General features: G+C 63.9%; 13 protein-coding genes. 10 read left to right on the forward strand and 3 right to left on the reverse strand.

The features are described 5' to 3' along the window. Positions 1-16: 16 nt before the first annotated feature. The 3 genes from hisG to hisS are packed head-to-tail and all read right to left on the reverse strand — an operon-like array spanning position 17 to position 3,305. Positions 17-724, reverse strand: coding sequence for an ATP phosphoribosyltransferase (hisG, locus tag V6590_RS10225; protein WP_335422565.1), 708 nt, complete (start codon positions 722-724; stop codon positions 17-19). Then, positions 721-1,821: an ATP phosphoribosyltransferase regulatory subunit gene (locus V6590_RS10230; protein WP_335422567.1), complete on the reverse strand. Its 1,101-nt coding sequence runs from the start codon at positions 1,819-1,821 to the stop codon at positions 721-723. The genes hisG and V6590_RS10230 overlap by 4 nt, the downstream gene beginning before the upstream one ends. Next, a complete protein-coding gene (gene hisS / locus V6590_RS10235; RefSeq protein ID WP_335422569.1) occupies positions 1,818-3,305 on the reverse strand; it encodes a histidine--tRNA ligase in 1,488 nt (495 codons plus the stop codon). Before hisS ends, V6590_RS10230 begins: the two co-directional genes overlap by 4 nt. 96 nt (positions 3,306-3,401) lie before the next feature. On the opposite strand from hisS, the gene V6590_RS10240 reads away from it, so the two are divergent. From V6590_RS10240 to V6590_RS10285, 10 genes are all read left to right on the forward strand, one after another. Beyond that, complete coding sequence (locus V6590_RS10240; RefSeq protein ID WP_434063252.1) at positions 3,402-3,593, forward strand: SlyX family protein; 192 nt, start codon at positions 3,402-3,404, stop codon at positions 3,591-3,593. A gap of 248 nt (positions 3,594-3,841) precedes the next feature. Then, positions 3,842-5,449: an OpgD/OpgG family glucan biosynthesis protein gene (locus V6590_RS10245; protein WP_335422574.1), complete on the forward strand. Its 1,608-nt coding sequence runs from the start codon at positions 3,842-3,844 to the stop codon at positions 5,447-5,449. Next, a complete protein-coding gene (locus V6590_RS10250) occupies positions 5,449-5,628 on the forward strand; it encodes a hypothetical protein (RefSeq protein WP_335422576.1) in 180 nt (59 codons plus the stop codon). Before V6590_RS10245 ends, V6590_RS10250 begins: the two co-directional genes overlap by 1 nt. 3 nt (positions 5,629-5,631) lie before the next feature. Continuing rightward, entirely contained in the window at positions 5,632-7,446 is a 1,815-nt protein-coding gene (gene mdoH / locus V6590_RS10255) for a glucans biosynthesis glucosyltransferase MdoH (protein WP_335422578.1), read from the forward strand. Between the two features lies 1 nt (position 7,447). Further along, on the forward strand, positions 7,448-8,578 hold the full coding sequence (locus V6590_RS10260) for an OpgC family protein (RefSeq protein ID WP_335422579.1): 1,131 nt from the start codon (positions 7,448-7,450) through the stop codon (positions 8,576-8,578). Positions 8,579-8,713: 135 nt separating this feature from the next. Then, positions 8,714-9,346 (forward strand): TetR/AcrR family transcriptional regulator, encoded by a 633-nt coding sequence (locus V6590_RS10265; RefSeq protein ID WP_335422581.1) that lies wholly within the window; start codon positions 8,714-8,716, stop codon positions 9,344-9,346. Next, positions 9,346-10,527, forward strand: a complete 1,182-nt coding sequence (locus V6590_RS10270; RefSeq protein WP_335422583.1) for an efflux RND transporter periplasmic adaptor subunit — start codon at positions 9,346-9,348, stop codon at positions 10,525-10,527. Before V6590_RS10265 ends, V6590_RS10270 begins: the two co-directional genes overlap by 1 nt. Positions 10,528-10,540: 13 nt before the next feature. Continuing rightward, on the forward strand, positions 10,541-13,834 hold the full coding sequence (locus V6590_RS10275) for an efflux RND transporter permease subunit (protein ID WP_335422585.1): 3,294 nt from the start codon (positions 10,541-10,543) through the stop codon (positions 13,832-13,834). A gap of 109 nt (positions 13,835-13,943) precedes the next feature. Then, on the forward strand, positions 13,944-14,513 hold the full coding sequence (locus V6590_RS10280) for a DUF4202 domain-containing protein (RefSeq protein WP_335422586.1): 570 nt from the start codon (positions 13,944-13,946) through the stop codon (positions 14,511-14,513). Continuing rightward, positions 14,510-15,487, forward strand: a complete 978-nt coding sequence (locus tag V6590_RS10285; protein ID WP_335422588.1) for an acrylyl-CoA reductase family protein — start codon at positions 14,510-14,512, stop codon at positions 15,485-15,487. Before V6590_RS10280 ends, V6590_RS10285 begins: the two co-directional genes overlap by 4 nt. Positions 15,488-15,754: the final 267 nt, after the last annotated feature.

The following is a 15,754-nucleotide window of genomic DNA, read 5'->3' on the forward strand; positions in this document are numbered from 1 at the left end:
CCCGGCCCGATCCGCATTACATGACTGGTGCGTCGATACCCAGCCGCGCGGCCAGTGCTTGCAGCACGCCCTGTGTGGCCGCGCCCCATTCCGCCCGGCGTGACAGGAACAGCGTCGCCTGGCTGCGATGCACGACCGAACCGGTCAGAATTTTCAGGTGATTGGCACGCAGGGTTTCGCCGGTCGAAGTGATGTCGGCAATTGCCTCGGCGGTCAGGTTCTTCACCGTGCCTTCGGTCGCACCCTGGCTATCCACCAACTGATAATCCGCAACGCCGTTGGCTGTCAGATAGTCACGCACCAACCGGTGGTATTTTGTGGCAATGCGCAGCCGGAAGCCGTGCCGTGCCCGAAAGGCTGCGGCCACAGCATCCAGATCATCCAGGCTGTCCACGTCGATCCATGCGGCAGGAACAGCGATGATCAGATCGGCATGGCCAAAGCCCAGCAAGCTCAGTTCGGCCACCTGTGTTTCCCAATCGGCCAGCTTGTCGCGCACCAGATCCGAACCGGTCACCCCAAGGTGAATTCGCCCCGCCGCCAGTTCACGCGGAATTTCCCCCGCCGAAAGCAGCACCAGTTCAGCGCCATCAACACCTTGAATTTCTCCGGAATATTCGCGTTCTGCCCCGGTACGGGCCATGGTCACCCCACGCGCGCCGAACCATTCGAAGGTCTTTTCCATCAGCCGCCCCTTGGACGGCACGCCGATTTTCAGGCTCATGCCTCGGCTCCTTTCAGCGCGGCAACCCGCGCGGGGCGGATGATGCCGCCCACAGCCGGGATCGACCGGCCCGCCCCAAGGATTGCAGTCAGGGCATCATAGCGCCCGCCCGAAGCTACCGGCGGCGCGTCTTCGGCCATGCCATGGAACGAAAAGACGAAACCGTCATAATATTCCAGCGTGGTTCGGCCATGGCTGGCCTCGAAAGGCAAGGTGGCCGTGTCGATTCCATGGCGGCGCAGCGCCTCCAACCGGGCGGCAAACCTGTCAACAGCCCCGGCAATCGCTGGCATCAAGGGCTGAATCCCGCGCATGTGCAGCAAAGCCGCCTCTGCCGGGGCGGCCAGACCGATCAGGTCATAGAGTAGGGCCGCCTCAGGCGCGGCAATGGGCGGTGTGTCCGCATCTTCCAGCAAGGCCTGCGCGCGTTCGGCCACTTCGTCCGCGCTGCGCAGGCCGATTGGCGGCCCGGCTTCTTCCAGCAATCCAGCAATATCGTTGGATTTCAGCCGCTCCAGCAGCGCCGCGCGTTCGGGGGGCATGGCGGCCCGGCCCGCAAACCGATCCAGCAGCGCCCGAAAGCGCCGTGGCCGCCAGACATGCCGCCGCAGCGCCGCCTTGCGCCGGGGGTTGGTGGTCAGCCCCTCGATGGCGGCCAGCAGAATACCAATGTCGCCGGTCAGCGGGCGCAGGCCAAGCCCTTGCAAAAGCCGCGAAAACAGCGCGAACACCTCGGCATCGGCGGCAATGGCATCGCGGTCGAACACCTCGAATCCGACCTGCAGATATTCATTGGCGCGCGGCCCCAGATGATCCTGCTTGCGGAAAACCTCGCCCATATAGCAATAGCGCGCCGGTTCCGCCCCGCCCTGCATATGGGCCTGCACCACCGGCACGGTGAAATCGGGCCGTAGCACCATTTCACCGCGCAGCGGGTCTTGGGTCACATAGGCGCGGGCGCGAATGTCTTCGCCATACAGATCCAGCAGCGTTTCCGCCGGTTGCAGCACATCGGCCTCAACCGGAACCGCGCCCGCCGCGCGCAAGGCCGCAAACAGCCGCTCGGCCTCGGCGCGGGTTTCCGGCGTGATGGTCATTGCGCCAGCATCCGTTTCACGGCCGCGACCAGGTCGCTGCGCGCCACCTCAACCTGCGCCGGGCGGTCTTTCCATTCCTCCAGCGTGGCCGAAGCCGCGATCCTGGCGCCCAGGACCAGGTCTTTCAGCACCACGGTGCCCTTGGCCGCCTCGTCGCCGCCCTGGATCACCGCCACAGGGCTTTCGCGTTTATCTGCATATTTCAACTGGTTACCGAAGTTCTTCGGGTTGCCCAGATAGGCCTCGGCGCGGATACCCGCGCGGCGCAGCTCGCCCACCATGCCCATGTAATCGGCCATCCGGTCCCGATCCATCACGGTCACAATCACCGGGCCGGGCGCCGCTGCACCCACGCGCCCCTTGGCGCGCAACGCCGCCAGCAGGCGATCCACCCCGATGGACACGCCGGTGGCGGGCACTGCCTGCCCGGTGAAGCGCTTCACCAGATCATCATAGCGCCCGCCGCCCGAAACCGAGCCGAACTGCCGCTTGCGGCCTTTTTCGTCAAGGATTTCAAAGGTCAGCTCGGCCTCGAAGACCGGGCCGGTATAATAGCCAAGGCCGCGCACCACGCCGGGATCCACCACGATGCGATCCGCACCATAGCCCTGCGCATCCAGCAATTCGGCCATGGTTTCAAGCTCTTGCACGCCTTCAAGCCCGGCGACCGAGCCACCCACCAACTCGCGCAGCCGCGCGGCGGTGGCCGCACCCGTGTCGCGCTTGGCGGCCATGAAAGCCATCACGACCTCGGCTTGCTCGTCCGACAGGCCCGCGCCCTTGGTGAAATCACCCGACTCATCCTTGCGGCCCGCGCCCAGAAGCGCCCGCACACCCGCATCGCCCAGACGGTCGATCTTGTCGATGGCGCGCAGCACGATGCCGCGCTCGGCCTCAAAGCGGGCCGGGTCGCTCGGGTCCAGAACACCGGCCACTTCCATCACGCCATTCAGCACTTTGCGGTTGTTCACCCGCACGATGTAATCGCCGCGCGGAATGCCAACCACCTCCAGCGCATCCGACAGCATGGCGCAAATCTCGGCATCCGCCGCGACGGTGGGCGAACCGACAGTATCGGCATCGCATTGATAGAATTGACGAAAACGCCCCGGCCCCGGCTTTTCATTGCGCCAGACCGGCCCCATGGCATAGCGGCGATAGGGCGAGGGCAGATCGTTGCGGAACTGCGCGGCCACGCGGGCCAGAGGCGCCGTCAGGTCATAGCGCAGGGCGAGCCATTGCTCGTCCTCGTCCTGCCAACCAAAGACACCCTCATTGGGGCGATCCACATCGGGCAGGAACTTGCCAAGCGCCTCCACGGTTTCCACCGCCGAAGTTTCCAGCGGATCAAATCCATAGGCATGGTAAACCCCGGCGATCTGGTCCAGCATCGCCTTGCGTTCGGTGACCTCCGCCCCGAAATAATCGCGGAAGCCCTTGGGCGGTTCGGCCTTGGGGCGGCGGGCGGGTTTATCTTTCGACATCGGGCGGCCTCGCTTGCAATCGGGTCTGCCTTAGCGGATGGCATCTGTCAGAACAAGGGCGGCGCGCCCCGAAGCACGGAGACGGCAATGGACCGCATGACCGGAATCGAAGAACAGATGGCGCATCTGTCGCGCATGGTCGAAGACCTGTCCGACATGGTCACCCGCCAGGGGCGCGAGATCGACCAGTTGAAGCGCCGCGTCGGGCTGCTGATGGAGCGGGAGGCCGAGCGCGAGTCGCTGGCCGGGGCGATTCCCCTGGCCGATCAGAAACCGCCGCATTGGTAGGCAGACCGGGGAATCACTTCGCCCCGACAAGGTGTTGGACGGTGCGCGAACTGCAATAAAATTGTGCTGCAGGTGCAAATTGCGCAAGGTTCCGCCGAAGCCATTGGCAAGCCCGCCACAGCCGCGCGGAAAGCTGCACAGGAAAACACGATCCATTGAGGCGATCTTGCAAATTCGCCTGTGTCACGCATATAGCAGCCCAGATCGGGCTGGCCCGCTGCCACCCCAAGAATGCTGGAATTTCTGCCATGTCCTTCGGCCCTGATGCCGTGTCACAGCCTACCCGTCGCGCTCTGATTCGTGCGGCCACCTCCAGCTTCGCGCTGGCAGCGACTGTCGGCCTTCCCCTCGCCGCGCAAGCGCAGGACGCCGCCGCGCCGGCCAATGCTGCGCCGCAGCAATTCTCGTTCGATCTGCTGACCCAGCAGATGAAGGACAAGGCTGCACAGCCCTATGTCGCGCCAGAAAAGATCGGCGGCTTTTTTGCCGGGCTGAAATACGATGATTACCGTCTGGTCAGCTACAACCCGGAACGGGCGCGCTGGCGTGACGATGCAAATGGCCGGTTCCAGGTGCATGCCTTCCCGATGGGCTGGCTGTTTGCCGAACCGGTCATGATGTATCAGGTCGAAAACGGCCTCGCCTCGGAAATGGGTTTCACCACCGATGACTTCCGGTTTCTGAACGAACTGGCGGCCAAGGTTCCGGCAGGCGAGAAGATGCCCGGCGTTGCGGGCTTCCGGTTCCATTACCCGCTGAACCGGCCCGATGTGATGGATGAGGTCGTGGCCTTCCTTGGCGCGTCCTATTTCCGCGCGCTTGGCCGGGCTTCGGGCTATGGCCTGTCGGCGCGTGGGCTGGCGATCAACACCGCGACCGATGTGGCCGAAGAGTTTCCGCGCTTTTCCGCGTTCTGGCTCGAAAAACCAGCGCCCGGCGCAACAGAAGCCGTGGTTCATGCCGCGCTTGAGTCACCCAGCGTGACAGGCGCCTATCGCTTTGTCATCCGCCCGGGCGAAGAAACCTTGATGGAGGTCACCGCCCGGCTGTTCTTCCGGGCCGATGTGGCACAGCTTGGCATTGCGCCGCTGACCTCGATGTATCTGTATTCCGAGCGCAACCGTCACAAGTTCGACGATTACCGCCCGCAGGTCCATGACAGCGATGGCCTGCGCATCACCCGCACCGATGGCGATCTGCTGTGGCGGCCGCTGAACAACCCGCCGCGCCTGGCTGGATCGTATTTCGTCGAACAAAGCCTGCGGTCGTTCGGCCTGCATCAGCGGGATCGGGTCTGGGAACATTACCAGGACAGCGAAGCGCATTATGAACGCCGCCCTTCGCTGGAGGTGGAACCGATCGGCGATTGGGGCAAGGGTATCGTGCGCCTGTTCGAGATCCCGTCGGATCTTGAAGTGAACGACAATATTGTCGCCTGCTGGTCACCGGAAACCCCGGTCAAGGCTGGCGACGCGCGCGAATACAGCTATCGCCTGCGGTGGGGCAACCTGCCGGTGGAGACCATCACCGATGTGGCCCATGTGCTGGAAACCCGGTCGGGTCTGGGCGGCGTGTCGGGCGTGGAAAGCGCCGATAATACCCGCAAGTTCGTGGTCGATTTCACCGGCGGCCCGTTGAACCCGCTGCCTGCGGATTCGGATATCGAACCGGTGGTATCGGTGCAGGGTGGCGAGATCGTGTCGCAAAGCTTCCAGCGCGTCTGGGGCAGCGATGTCTGGCGGCTGGTCATCGATGTGAAGGCCGATGAAGGCGCAACCGTGGAACTGGTGGCGCATATCGCGGGTTACGGCCGCAAACTTTCGGAAACCTGGCTCTATCAGTGGATAAACGCGTGATGCAGACCCTTGAAAGCCTCTCTGCCGCCGATGTCGCGCGGCTTGTGCAGGATCTGGGCACCCCTGTCGCGGCACCGCTTGCCATGCCGAAACAGGTGCTCGAGGCCGAGCTTGGCCTGTCGCCGCGCGGGCTTCTGGCCCGTCTGGTCTTGCTGATGGCGCCCCGGCAGGAACTCTGATCCATGTTGCCTCCGCGCGCCGCTGTTGCGCGTGATTACGCAATTGACCGGGCCGCCCTGCCACGCGGGGTGGCCATTGTGCTTTCGCTGCTGGCGGCAGCGGGGGCGTTCATGCTGTTCTTGCAGTTCGGCTGGTCGGATGGCGTCGATATCATCGATGTTGTCCGCGCCCTGCTGATACTGATTTCCACCTGGTGGCTGGCCTGGGGTGCAGTTCAGGGCCTGATGGGCCTGACCACCCGTGCCGAGCCGCCCGCCACCCAACTTCATGACCCGCTGATGGCGCGCTGCGTGGTGCTGGTTCCGGTCTATAACGAAGACCCGGTCACCACCTTCTCGCGGGTCGCCGCGATGGATGAAAGCCTGCAGGCCACGGGCTTTGGCGATCTGTTCCATATCGCCATCCTGTCCGACAGCCGGAATGAAACGATTGCGGCACGCGAAAGGCTCTGCTTCCTGCGGCTGGTGCAGGATCGCGGTGCCCAAGGGCGCATGTTCTATCGCCGGCGCGAAACCAATACTGGCAAGAAGGCCGGGAATATCGAGGATTTCATCCAGAAATCCGGCGCGGCCTATGATCTGGCCCTGATCCTGGATGCCGACAGCCTGATGGAGGGCGCAACCATTGTCGAGATGGCGCGCCGGATGCAGGCCGAACCCGACCTTGGTCTGTTGCAAACCTTGCCCGTGGTGACACGCGCGACCACTCGCTTTGGCCGCGCCATGCAGTTTTCGGCGGCCTTCCATTCGCCGGTCTTTGCCCGCGGATTGGCCATGATGCAGGGGCGCACCGGCCCGTTCTGGGGCCATAACGCCATGGTCAGGGTGCGCGCCTTTGCCGAAAGCTGCGGTTTGCCGGAACTGAAGGGCAAGCCCCCCTTCGGCGGACATATCATGAGCCATGATTATGTCGAGGCGGCTCTGCTGGCCCGTGCGGGTTGGCGCGTGCGGCTGGATGATGATCTGGGCGGCAGTTTCGAGGAAGGCCCGGAAAATCTGGTCGATCACGCCAAGCGCGACAGGCGTTGGTGCCAGGGCAATCTGCAGCATGTGCGCCTGCTGCCCGCCCCCGGATTGAAACCCTGGAGCCGGTTCGTGTTCTTTCAAGGCATCATGGCCTATATCTCGCCGCTGTTCTGGATCGGCTTCATGCTGGCTTCGATTGCGGCACCCTATTTCGCGCCGCCGCCCGATTACTTCCCCGAACCCTATTGGCCCTTTCCGGTCTTTCCGCAGGCCGAAACCGCCAAGGCGATCGGTCTGGCCATCGGGGTCTTCGGTCTGCTGATCCTGCCGAAATTCGCCGTGGCCCTGCATGCCGCCATGAGCGGACGCGCCCGCAGCTTTGGAGGCGCGGCGCGGGCCTTCGCCTCTATGTTGGCGGAACTTCTGTTCTCGTCACTCTCGGCGCCGGTGCTGCTGGCCTATCAGACGCGCAGCGTGTTTCAGGTGCTGTTGGGCCGCGATGGCGGCTGGCCCACCAACAACCGGGGCGATGCCCGCCTGTCGATCCGCGACGCATGGGCGACCAGCCATTGGGTTGTCTCGACCGGCATTCTGGGCCTTGTGGGCACTTGGGCGCTGGCTCCGGGGCTGGTGGTCTGGATGCTGCCTGTTCTGCTGCCAATGCTGCTTGCCCCCTTCATCATCAGCTGGTCCTCGCGGCCGGCATCCTCGGGGCTGTTCCGCACACCCACCGATCTGGCCGAAAGCCCGGTGATGCGCCGCCAGCGCGAGATCCTCGCAGAATGGGAGACCGAAGTGACCGCGCCCAAGCCAGATGCCACCACCGCCCCGCGGCAATCCGTGACTGTCTGAGATGCAGCGCGACCTGCGGCTTGATGTCCTGCGCGGCATTTGTCTGGTGATGATCTACATCAACCATACACCCGGCACGATCTATGAACATTTCACCAGCCGCAATTTCGGATTTTCCGATGCGGCAGAAGGCTTCGTGCTGATGTCAGGCATTGCGGCGGGGCTGGCCTATGGCAAGTTCTTTGCTGGCCCCGGCCCCTATTGGTCGGGCGTGGGCAAGATGTGGCGTCGGGTCTGGACGCTGTATCAGGTGCATATCGTAACCACGGTCATCGCCATCGGCATTTCTGCGGCCTTCGCGCTCTGGTTCGGCGCGTTCGAGACGATGCAGCGCAACGCCCTGACCGCCACTCACAAGTATCCGCTGCAGACCATGGTGGGCATTCCGCTGCTGGCCCACCAGCTTGGTTATGCCAATATCCTGCCGCTTTATGCCGCGCTGCTGTTTGCCGGGCCGCTGCTGATCTGGCTGGCACAACGTCATCCCCGCGCCTTGCTGGCGGTGTCGCTGCTGGTCTATGGGCTGGCCGCGCAATTCTGGATCAACATGCCCAGCTTCCCCAACGAAGGCGGCTGGTTCTTCAATCCGCTGTGCTGGCAGTTCCTGTTCATCATTGGGCTGCTGACCGGCCTGCATATGAAACGCGGCGAACGGCTGGTGCCGGTTCGACGCGGGCTGCTGATCGCCGCGTTGGTTTTCATGGCGGTCTCCGCTGTCGTGGCGCTGAACCCGCCCTTGGGCGACAAGACCATACAGGATTATTTCGGGCGCGGCATGTGGTATCTTCGCGAATACCTGTCATTGCCCTGGTTCGCGGTGGGCTTTGACAAGACCTATCTGACCGGCCCGCGTCTGCTGCATGTTCTGGCACTTGCCTATGCGCTCAGCTGCTGGCCAGGCCTGCGCGGGCTTTGCGCCAGCCGCGCCGCCGCCCCCTTTGCGCTGATGGGGCGTCAGGCCCTGCCGGTGTTCGGGCTGGGTGCGGTGCTGTGCTACGTAGCCAATGGCATCAAGATGGTGAACCCGCCATCCTTCCTGCTGGATACCGCCGTGATCGCGGGCGGAATTGCCCTCATGCTGGGGCTTGCATGGTCAAAAGAGGCCTGGGGCCGGGCTGCCCTGCGCGGCTAGACCCTTGGTTTAGGCCTGGCGACCTGTAAGATGTGTCACTGGCACAACTTTCACGCATATGTATCTTGACCTAAGGGGCAACTTGCCTCATCTCCTCTGTGAATGAACATTCACTCGCAGCGACGGAACACATCCGTGACCCAGAGCCTTGCCCGCCAGACAGATATCCCCCCGCGTGCCCGTGAGGTGGAAATCCTTGACAGTATCCGCCGCACCTTTGCCGAAAAGGGGTTCGACGGCGCGTCGATGCAGGAACTGGCCCGCGCGGCCGGAATGAGCGTGGGCAATTTCTACCGCTATTTCCCGTCAAAGGCCGCGATGGTCGAGGCAATCGTCACCCGCGATCTGGCCGAGGTTGAACAGAAATTTGCCGATGTGGCGGCAGCCCCCGATCCGGCGGCGGCACTCAGGGCCGGGCTGCATGAACGCATCCGGCTGGAGGTGACCTGCTGCGACGATGCCCCGCTTTGGGCGGAAATCTCGGCAGCGGCCCTGCGCAAACCAGAAATCGGTGCCGTGATGCAGCGGATGGAACGTGAAATCTGCGGCTATCTCAGCCGGGCCTTCGCGCTGATCAGCGGCCTGCCCGAACCCGAAGCGGAACGGCGCTTCGGTGCCCATGCCGCAGCAGCGGTGATGCTGGTCAAATCCTCAGGCATGCAGGCGCAGGCGCTTGGCGGGGTGGTGAATAGTGAACTGACCGATTTGGTGCTGCGTATGATCGACATGATCCTGGATGAAGTCTCTGCGGTGAAGGCAAAGGGCTGATGGCTATGCGTGCAACGACATTTACGATGATCCTGGCGCTTGGTGCCGCAACGCCGTTGACGGGCCTTGCAGAAACCGCAGCGGCCCCCGATGCGCCAGCCGCAGCAACGGCACTGCCGGCCATTTCGGTATCGCAGGTCACCAAAATGCGGCTGGCGGATCGCATCATCGCGGGCGGTCTGGTCGGCGCGGTGGAAGAGGTGTTGGTGCAGCCGCTGGTCGAAGGCCAGCCCATTGAAACGCTGGAGGCCGAAGTCGGTGATTATGTCGAGGCAGGGCAGGTTCTGGCAACCCTGTCACCTTCGACGCTCGAATTGCAGCGCAGCCAGTTGAAGGCCGCTCTGGCCGCAGCGCGGGCTGCGGTCGCGCAGGCCGAGGCGGGCGTGCTGGAAGCCCGCGCTTCGGCGGATGAGGCGGCGCGTGTAGCCGAACGCAGCCGGGCGCTGAAGAAATCCGGCAATGCCAGCCAGGCCGCGCTGGATCAGGCAGAGGCAGCAGCGACAGCCGCTGCCGCGCGGGCCGAGGCAGCACAGCAAACGCTGGAATCGGCCATGGCGCAGGTCGAAAGCGCCGAGGCACAGCTTGCCAATATCGAACTGAACCTGACGCGCACCCGTGTCGTCGCGCCGGTGGCGGGCGAGGTTCTGGCGCGCAACGCCCAGGTGGGTGCAGTGGCCAGTGCCGCAGGCCAGCCGATGTTTACCCTGATGAAGGATGGCGCGCTTGAGGTGAAGGCCGAAATCGCCGAGGCCGATCTGGTGCGCCTGCAGCCCGGCATGGCCGCCCTGATCCGCACAGTCGGACGCAGCGAACCGATGACCGGCAGCGTGCGGCTTGTCGAACCCGGGGTGAACACCTCTACCCGACTGGGAATTGCCCGGATCGAGATCGAAAATGCCCGGATCGTGCGGTCAGGCATGTATGCCGATGCCGAAATTCTTGTGGCAGAACGCGAGGCGCTGGCCGTGCCGGTTTCGGCGGTCGGTGGCAATGCCGAAGGGGCCATCGTGCGCCGGGTCGTGAATGGCAAGGTCAGTGAAGTGCCGGTTGTCACCGGCATCCGTGACGGTGCCATGGTTGAAGTGGTCGAAGGGCTGTCGGCGGGCGATCTGATCGTCACCAAGGCGGGTGCCTTCGTGCGTGACGGGGATCTGGTGAACCCCGTCATGGCAACACAGTGAACAGGGGCAGCCCATGAACTTTTCAGCCTGGTCAATCCGCAATCCGGTTGCGCCGCTTCTGGCCTTTTTCCTGCTGATGGTGCTTGGATGGCAGAGCTTCAACGCCCTGCCGATCACCCGCTTCCCCAATATCGACGTGCCGCTGGTTGCCGTTTCCGTCGCCCAGTCAGGCGCGGCCCCGGCCGAACTGGAAACCCAGGTCGCCAAAGAGGTCGAAGACGCCGTGGCGGGCATCGCCGGGGTGAAGAATGTCACCACCAAGATTTCGGATGGCGTTAGCCAGACCCTTGTCGAATTCCGCATGGAAATCCCGACCGACAAGGCCGTGCAGGATGTGAAAGACGCCATCGACCAGATCCGTGGCGATCTGCCCGGCGGGATCGAAGCCCCCATCGTGACCCGGATCGATGTCGAAGGTCAGGCGATCATGACTTTCGCCGTGTCGGCCCCAGACATGACGATGGAGGAACTGAGCTGGTTCGTGGATGACACGATCACCCGTTCGCTGCAGGGGCGCCCCGGCGTGGGCCGGGTGGACCGCTACGGCGGTGCCGACCGGGAAGTGCGCATCGAACTTGATCCGGTCAAGCTGGGATCATGGGGCGTCACCGCACAGGCGGTTTCGGCGCAATTGCGCGCGACCAATGCCAATATCGGGTCGGGCCGGGCGGAACTGGGTATCAACGAACAGTCCATCCGCACATTGGGCAATGCCCAGACTGTGGAATCCCTGTCCAACACCATGATTTCGGTCGGCGGTGGTCGCCATGTCCGGCTCAGCGATCTGGGCACGGTCACCGACACCTACGAAGAACTGCGCAGCTTCGTGCGCTTTGATGGCGTACCGGTCGTGACCTTTGCCGTGTTCCGCGCCAAGGGCGCATCCGAAGTCTCGGTGGCCGAAACGGTGAACGCGGCACTGGATACGTTGCGCGCCGATCATCCCAACGTGGGCATCGACCTGGTCGATGACACGGTGTTCTACACCTATGGCAACTATGAAAGTGCCATCCATACACTGCTGGAAGGGGCGCTGCTGGCCGTGCTGGTGGTGCTGGCCTTCCTGCGCAACTGGCGTGCGACGCTGATCACCGCCGTGGCCCTGCCGCTGTCGGCGGTGCCGACCTTCTACATCATGGATCTGCTGGGCTTCTCGCTGAACCTTGTGTCCTTCCTTGCGATCACGCTGGCGACAGGGATTCTGGTCGATGACGCGATTGTGGAGATCGAGAACATCGCCCGGCATATCCGCATGGGCAAATCGCCCTATCGCGCTTCGATCGACGCGGCGGATGAAATCGGGCTGGCGGTGATTGCGACCACCTTCACCATCATCGCCGTCTTTGTGCCAGTCAGCTTCATGCCCGGGATTCCCGGCCAGTATTTCCGGCAGTTCGGGTTGACGGTGGCGATTGCCGTGGCGTTTTCGCTGCTGGTGGCGCGTCTCATCACACCGCTGATGGCCGCCTATCTGATGCGCACGTCCGATGCCAACGGCCATGAAGACCATGCCAAGGATGGCTGGACAATGTCGCGTTACATGGCGGTGGTGCGGCGCACGACGGCGGGGCATCTGTGGTTCATCCCGGCGCGTTACCTGACACTTGCCGGTGCCATTGGCGCGCTGGTCGTCTCGGTCTATTTCATGCTGCAAGTTCCGGGCAGCTTCCTTCCGCCCGAAGATGTCAGCCGCATTTCGGTTTCGGTGGAACTGCCGCCCGGCGCAACCCTGCAGGAAACCGAGCGCACGACCGACCAGATGTATGATCTGATCAAGGATGTGGAAGGTGTGGAACGGATTCTGGTCGTGGGCGGCACCTCGCCCACCGGCGATCTGGACCTGCGCCGAGCTTCCATCGCGGTGATCCTTGAAAAGCTGGATCATTCGCTGCTGCACAAGCTGGGCAAGATCGCGCGGTCCATTCCTGTGGTCGGGGAATATGTCCCTGAAACACCCTCCAACGGGCGCGAACGGCCGCAGAATGTGATCGAAGCCGAAATCTTCGAACGCCTGCATGCGGTGCCTGATGTCCGGGTGACCAAATTGAATGACCGCGGTGAACGCGATCTGACCTATTCGGTGCTGTCATCGGATGAGGCGGAGCTGAACCGGACGGTTGCCCGCCTGGAAGCCGCGCTGTCGGGCAATCCATTGCTGGCCAATGTGGCATCCTCGGGGGCGCTGCCGCGTCCGGAACTGCATGTCGAACCCCGCCTGCAAGAGGCGGCACGGCTGGGCGTGACCACGGCGGCGATTGCCGATGTGGTGCGCGTGGCGACCATCGGCGATTATGACGCGGCGCTGGCCAAACTGACCATCGACAACCGCCAGATCCCGGTGCGGGTCCGGCTGAATGACGCCACCCGCAACGACATTGCGCGCATCGCGGCTCTGAAGGTGCCCACCTTGTCGGGGGGAACCGTGCCGCTGAATGCGGTGGCCGAGATCATCATCTCGCAGGGGCCTTCGATGGTCGAACGCCTGAACCGCGAACGGAAGGCAACCATAGGGGCCAACCTGCCCGTGGGTGTGGCGCTGGATACGGCGGACGCCGCCTTCCAGCAGGCCATCGACAGCCTGAACCTGCCGCCCAGCGTGCGCATCACCAAATCGGGCGATGCCGAGATTCAGGCCGAGATGAACCAGAGCTTTGGCAATGCCATGCTGATGGGCCTGATGCTGGTTCTGTCGGTGCTGATCCTGCTGTTCCGGTCGGTCATCCAGCCCTTCACCATCCTGTTCTCGTTGCCGCTGGCCATCGGCGGGGTGGCGGCTGCGCTGATCCTTACGCAATCGGCGCTGTCGATGCCGGTGATGATCGGCATTCTGATGCTGATGGGGATCGTGACCAAGAACGCCATCCTGCTGGTCGATTTCGCGATCGAGATGCAGGCCCGCGGGATGGACCGTTTCGCCGCGGTGATCGAGGCCGGGCACAAACGGGCACAGCCTATCGTCATGACCTCCATTGCCATGTCGGCGGGCATGTTGCCTTCGGCGCTTGGCGTGGGCGAAGGTGGGGCCTTCCGCGCACCGATGGCCACGGCGGTGATCGGCGGGATCATCGTGTCCACCGTGCTCAGCCTTATCGTGGTTCCGGCCTTCTATCTCATCATGGATGACCTGTCGTCGCTGATAGGGCGACTGACGCGCGGTCTGGTTGGCCAGAAGGAACACGAAACCGAAATCCTGCCGCCCGAGGCGCTGACCGAAGGGTTGACCGATCTGGAGGCCCGCGTGAGCCAGCTCGAACGACGTCCGCCACCCGGCTCAGACATCAAGCCCAAGCTGATCGTCGCCGAGTGACAGTGCAAACGCCGCCCTCCGGGGCGGCGTTTTGCATTGGCGGCCCATGCGCATCGCCTTGCATCCGCGCCCTTCGCGGCGCAGGATCGCCGCAACGACGGAGGATGACATGGGCAATCTGGCTGCGGCACTGGCCGCCATCGACGCCGCCAATGCGGCAGACCCCACGCAGGAAGACGGCCAGCCCGCTGCACTGCTCTACGGCCTGCGGATGACTGCCGAACTGGCCCGCCAGCACCCCGCCGCATCAGACCTGCTGCAGATTGCAGCGCGGGGTCAGCATGTCGAACGCTGGCTGCTGCCGCGCAGCGCCTATCCCGAAGGCAAGGCCGGCTATCTGGACTGGCGCCGCGAACAGGGCCGCCGCCATGCGGCCCGCGTGGCCGGGATCATGGCTGATGCTGGCTATGATGCGGCGGCACAGGATCGGGTTGGCGTGATGCTGCGCAAGGAAGGCATCAAGCGCGACGCCGAGGTGCAGGCGCTGGAAGATGTGATCTGCTTTGTCTTTCTGCAGAACTACTTCGCCGCCTTTGCCGCCAAGCACAGCGCCGATGAGATTCTGCAGATCGTGGCCAAGACCGCGCGCAAGATGTCAGACGCGGCGCGGATGCGGGCGCTGGCCGAATTTGACCTGCCGCCCGATCTGGCGGCAGCCGTAAGGGGAGAGCAGGCATGAAGACCAAGGCACTGATCGCACGGGGTGATGCGAAATCCTATGGGGTAGCGTTCGAAACCATAGACACCGCAGACTGGCCCGAGGGCGATGTGACCATCCGGGTCAGCCATAGCGGGGTGAACTACAAGGACGGTCTGGCCATGACCGGTCGCGCCCCGATCATCCGCAGCTTCCCCATTGTGCTGGGCATCGATCTGGCGGGCGAAGTTGTCGAAGCTGCGGGGCGGTTCAAGACCGGTGACAAGGTCATCGTGAATGGCTGGGGCCTGTCCGAAACCCGGTGGGGGGCCTATTCCGAACTGGTGCGCATGCCCGCATCCATCGTGCAGCCGCTGCCTGTCGGTTTGACTGGCGAACAGGCGGCGCAAATCGGCACGGCGGGCTATACCGCCATGCTCTGCGTCATGGCGCTGACCGGGCACGGGCTGCAGCCGGGCCGTGATGCCGTGCTGGTCACCGGTGCGTCAGGCGGGGTTGGGTCGGTTGCTGTGAGCCTTCTGGCACGGGCAGGGTTCCACGTCATCGCCCTGTCGGGTCGGGCCGAACAGGAAGGGTTCCTGCGCGACCTTGGCGCGGCCGAGGTGCTGGGGCGGGACGCGATATCCGCCGGGGGGCGCCCGATGGCCAAGGAACGCTGGGCCGGGGTGGTCGATGTCGTGGGCGGGCAGGTGTTGGCTGATGCCATCGCGCAATGCCGTTATGACGGGATCATTGCCGCCTGCGGCATGGCGGGCGGCGGTGGGCTGCAAAGCACCGTGTACCCCTTCATCCTGCGCGGCGTCACCTTGCGCGGGGTGGATTCGGTCAATGTGCCGATGGCCCGACGCGAAACGGCATGGGAAACACTGGCCCGCGATCTTGACCCTGCCCTGCTTGCCGCGCTGAGCGTGACCCGATCCTTCGGCGATCTGCCACAGATCGGGCTTGATCTGCTGGAAGGTCGGCTCAAGGGCCGGGTGGCCGTCGCGCTATAGCAAGAAGCACCTTCGCCTGGCAGGTCTCGGTCCGGCCAGCCCGCCAGGCACGGCCTCCATGGCTGCTTCGGAACGCCCCTGCAGATCGCGTTGCAACGTTTCGCGGCTTACATCGCTTTCAGCACTCGGCGCAGCCAAAGCAGCGGCAGCTTCAGCCGCACAGCAGCGCGAGGAGATCAGCATTTCCATGGCACAGGCTTGCGTGACATCAGCACCTGAGAGACCTGAAGAAGGGATGACCCGAGCAATATCCGGGCGTCAGTTCCC

It is taken from the genome of Gemmobacter denitrificans, from assembly GCF_036964905.1.
Lineage (GTDB): Bacteria > Pseudomonadota > Alphaproteobacteria > Rhodobacterales > Rhodobacteraceae > Gemmobacter > Gemmobacter denitrificans.

Excerpts from the sequence above, each read along its gene's own strand:
- hisG (WP_335422565.1), bottom strand. The coding sequence starts at position 724 with ATGAGCCTGAAAATCGGCGTGCCGTCCAAGGGGCGGCTGATGGAAAAG.
- V6590_RS10230 (WP_335422567.1), bottom strand. The coding sequence starts at position 1,821 with ATGACCATCACGCCGGAAACCCGCGCCGAGGCCGAGCGGCTGTTTGCG.
- hisS (WP_335422569.1), bottom strand. The coding sequence starts at position 3,305 with ATGTCGAAAGATAAACCCGCCCGCCGCCCCAAGGCCGAACCGCCCAAG.
- V6590_RS10240 (WP_434063252.1), top strand. The coding sequence starts at position 3,402 with ATGACCGGAATCGAAGAACAGATGGCGCATCTGTCGCGCATGGTCGAA.
- V6590_RS10245 (WP_335422574.1), top strand. The coding sequence starts at position 3,842 with ATGTCCTTCGGCCCTGATGCCGTGTCACAGCCTACCCGTCGCGCTCTG.
- V6590_RS10250 (WP_335422576.1), top strand. The coding sequence starts at position 5,449 with ATGCAGACCCTTGAAAGCCTCTCTGCCGCCGATGTCGCGCGGCTTGTG.
- mdoH (WP_335422578.1), top strand. The coding sequence starts at position 5,632 with ATGTTGCCTCCGCGCGCCGCTGTTGCGCGTGATTACGCAATTGACCGG.
- V6590_RS10260 (WP_335422579.1), top strand. The coding sequence starts at position 7,448 with ATGCAGCGCGACCTGCGGCTTGATGTCCTGCGCGGCATTTGTCTGGTG.
- V6590_RS10270 (WP_335422583.1), top strand. The coding sequence starts at position 9,346 with ATGGCTATGCGTGCAACGACATTTACGATGATCCTGGCGCTTGGTGCC.
- V6590_RS10275 (WP_335422585.1), top strand. The coding sequence starts at position 10,541 with ATGAACTTTTCAGCCTGGTCAATCCGCAATCCGGTTGCGCCGCTTCTG.
- V6590_RS10280 (WP_335422586.1), top strand. The coding sequence starts at position 13,944 with ATGGGCAATCTGGCTGCGGCACTGGCCGCCATCGACGCCGCCAATGCG.
- V6590_RS10285 (WP_335422588.1), top strand. The coding sequence starts at position 14,510 with ATGAAGACCAAGGCACTGATCGCACGGGGTGATGCGAAATCCTATGGG.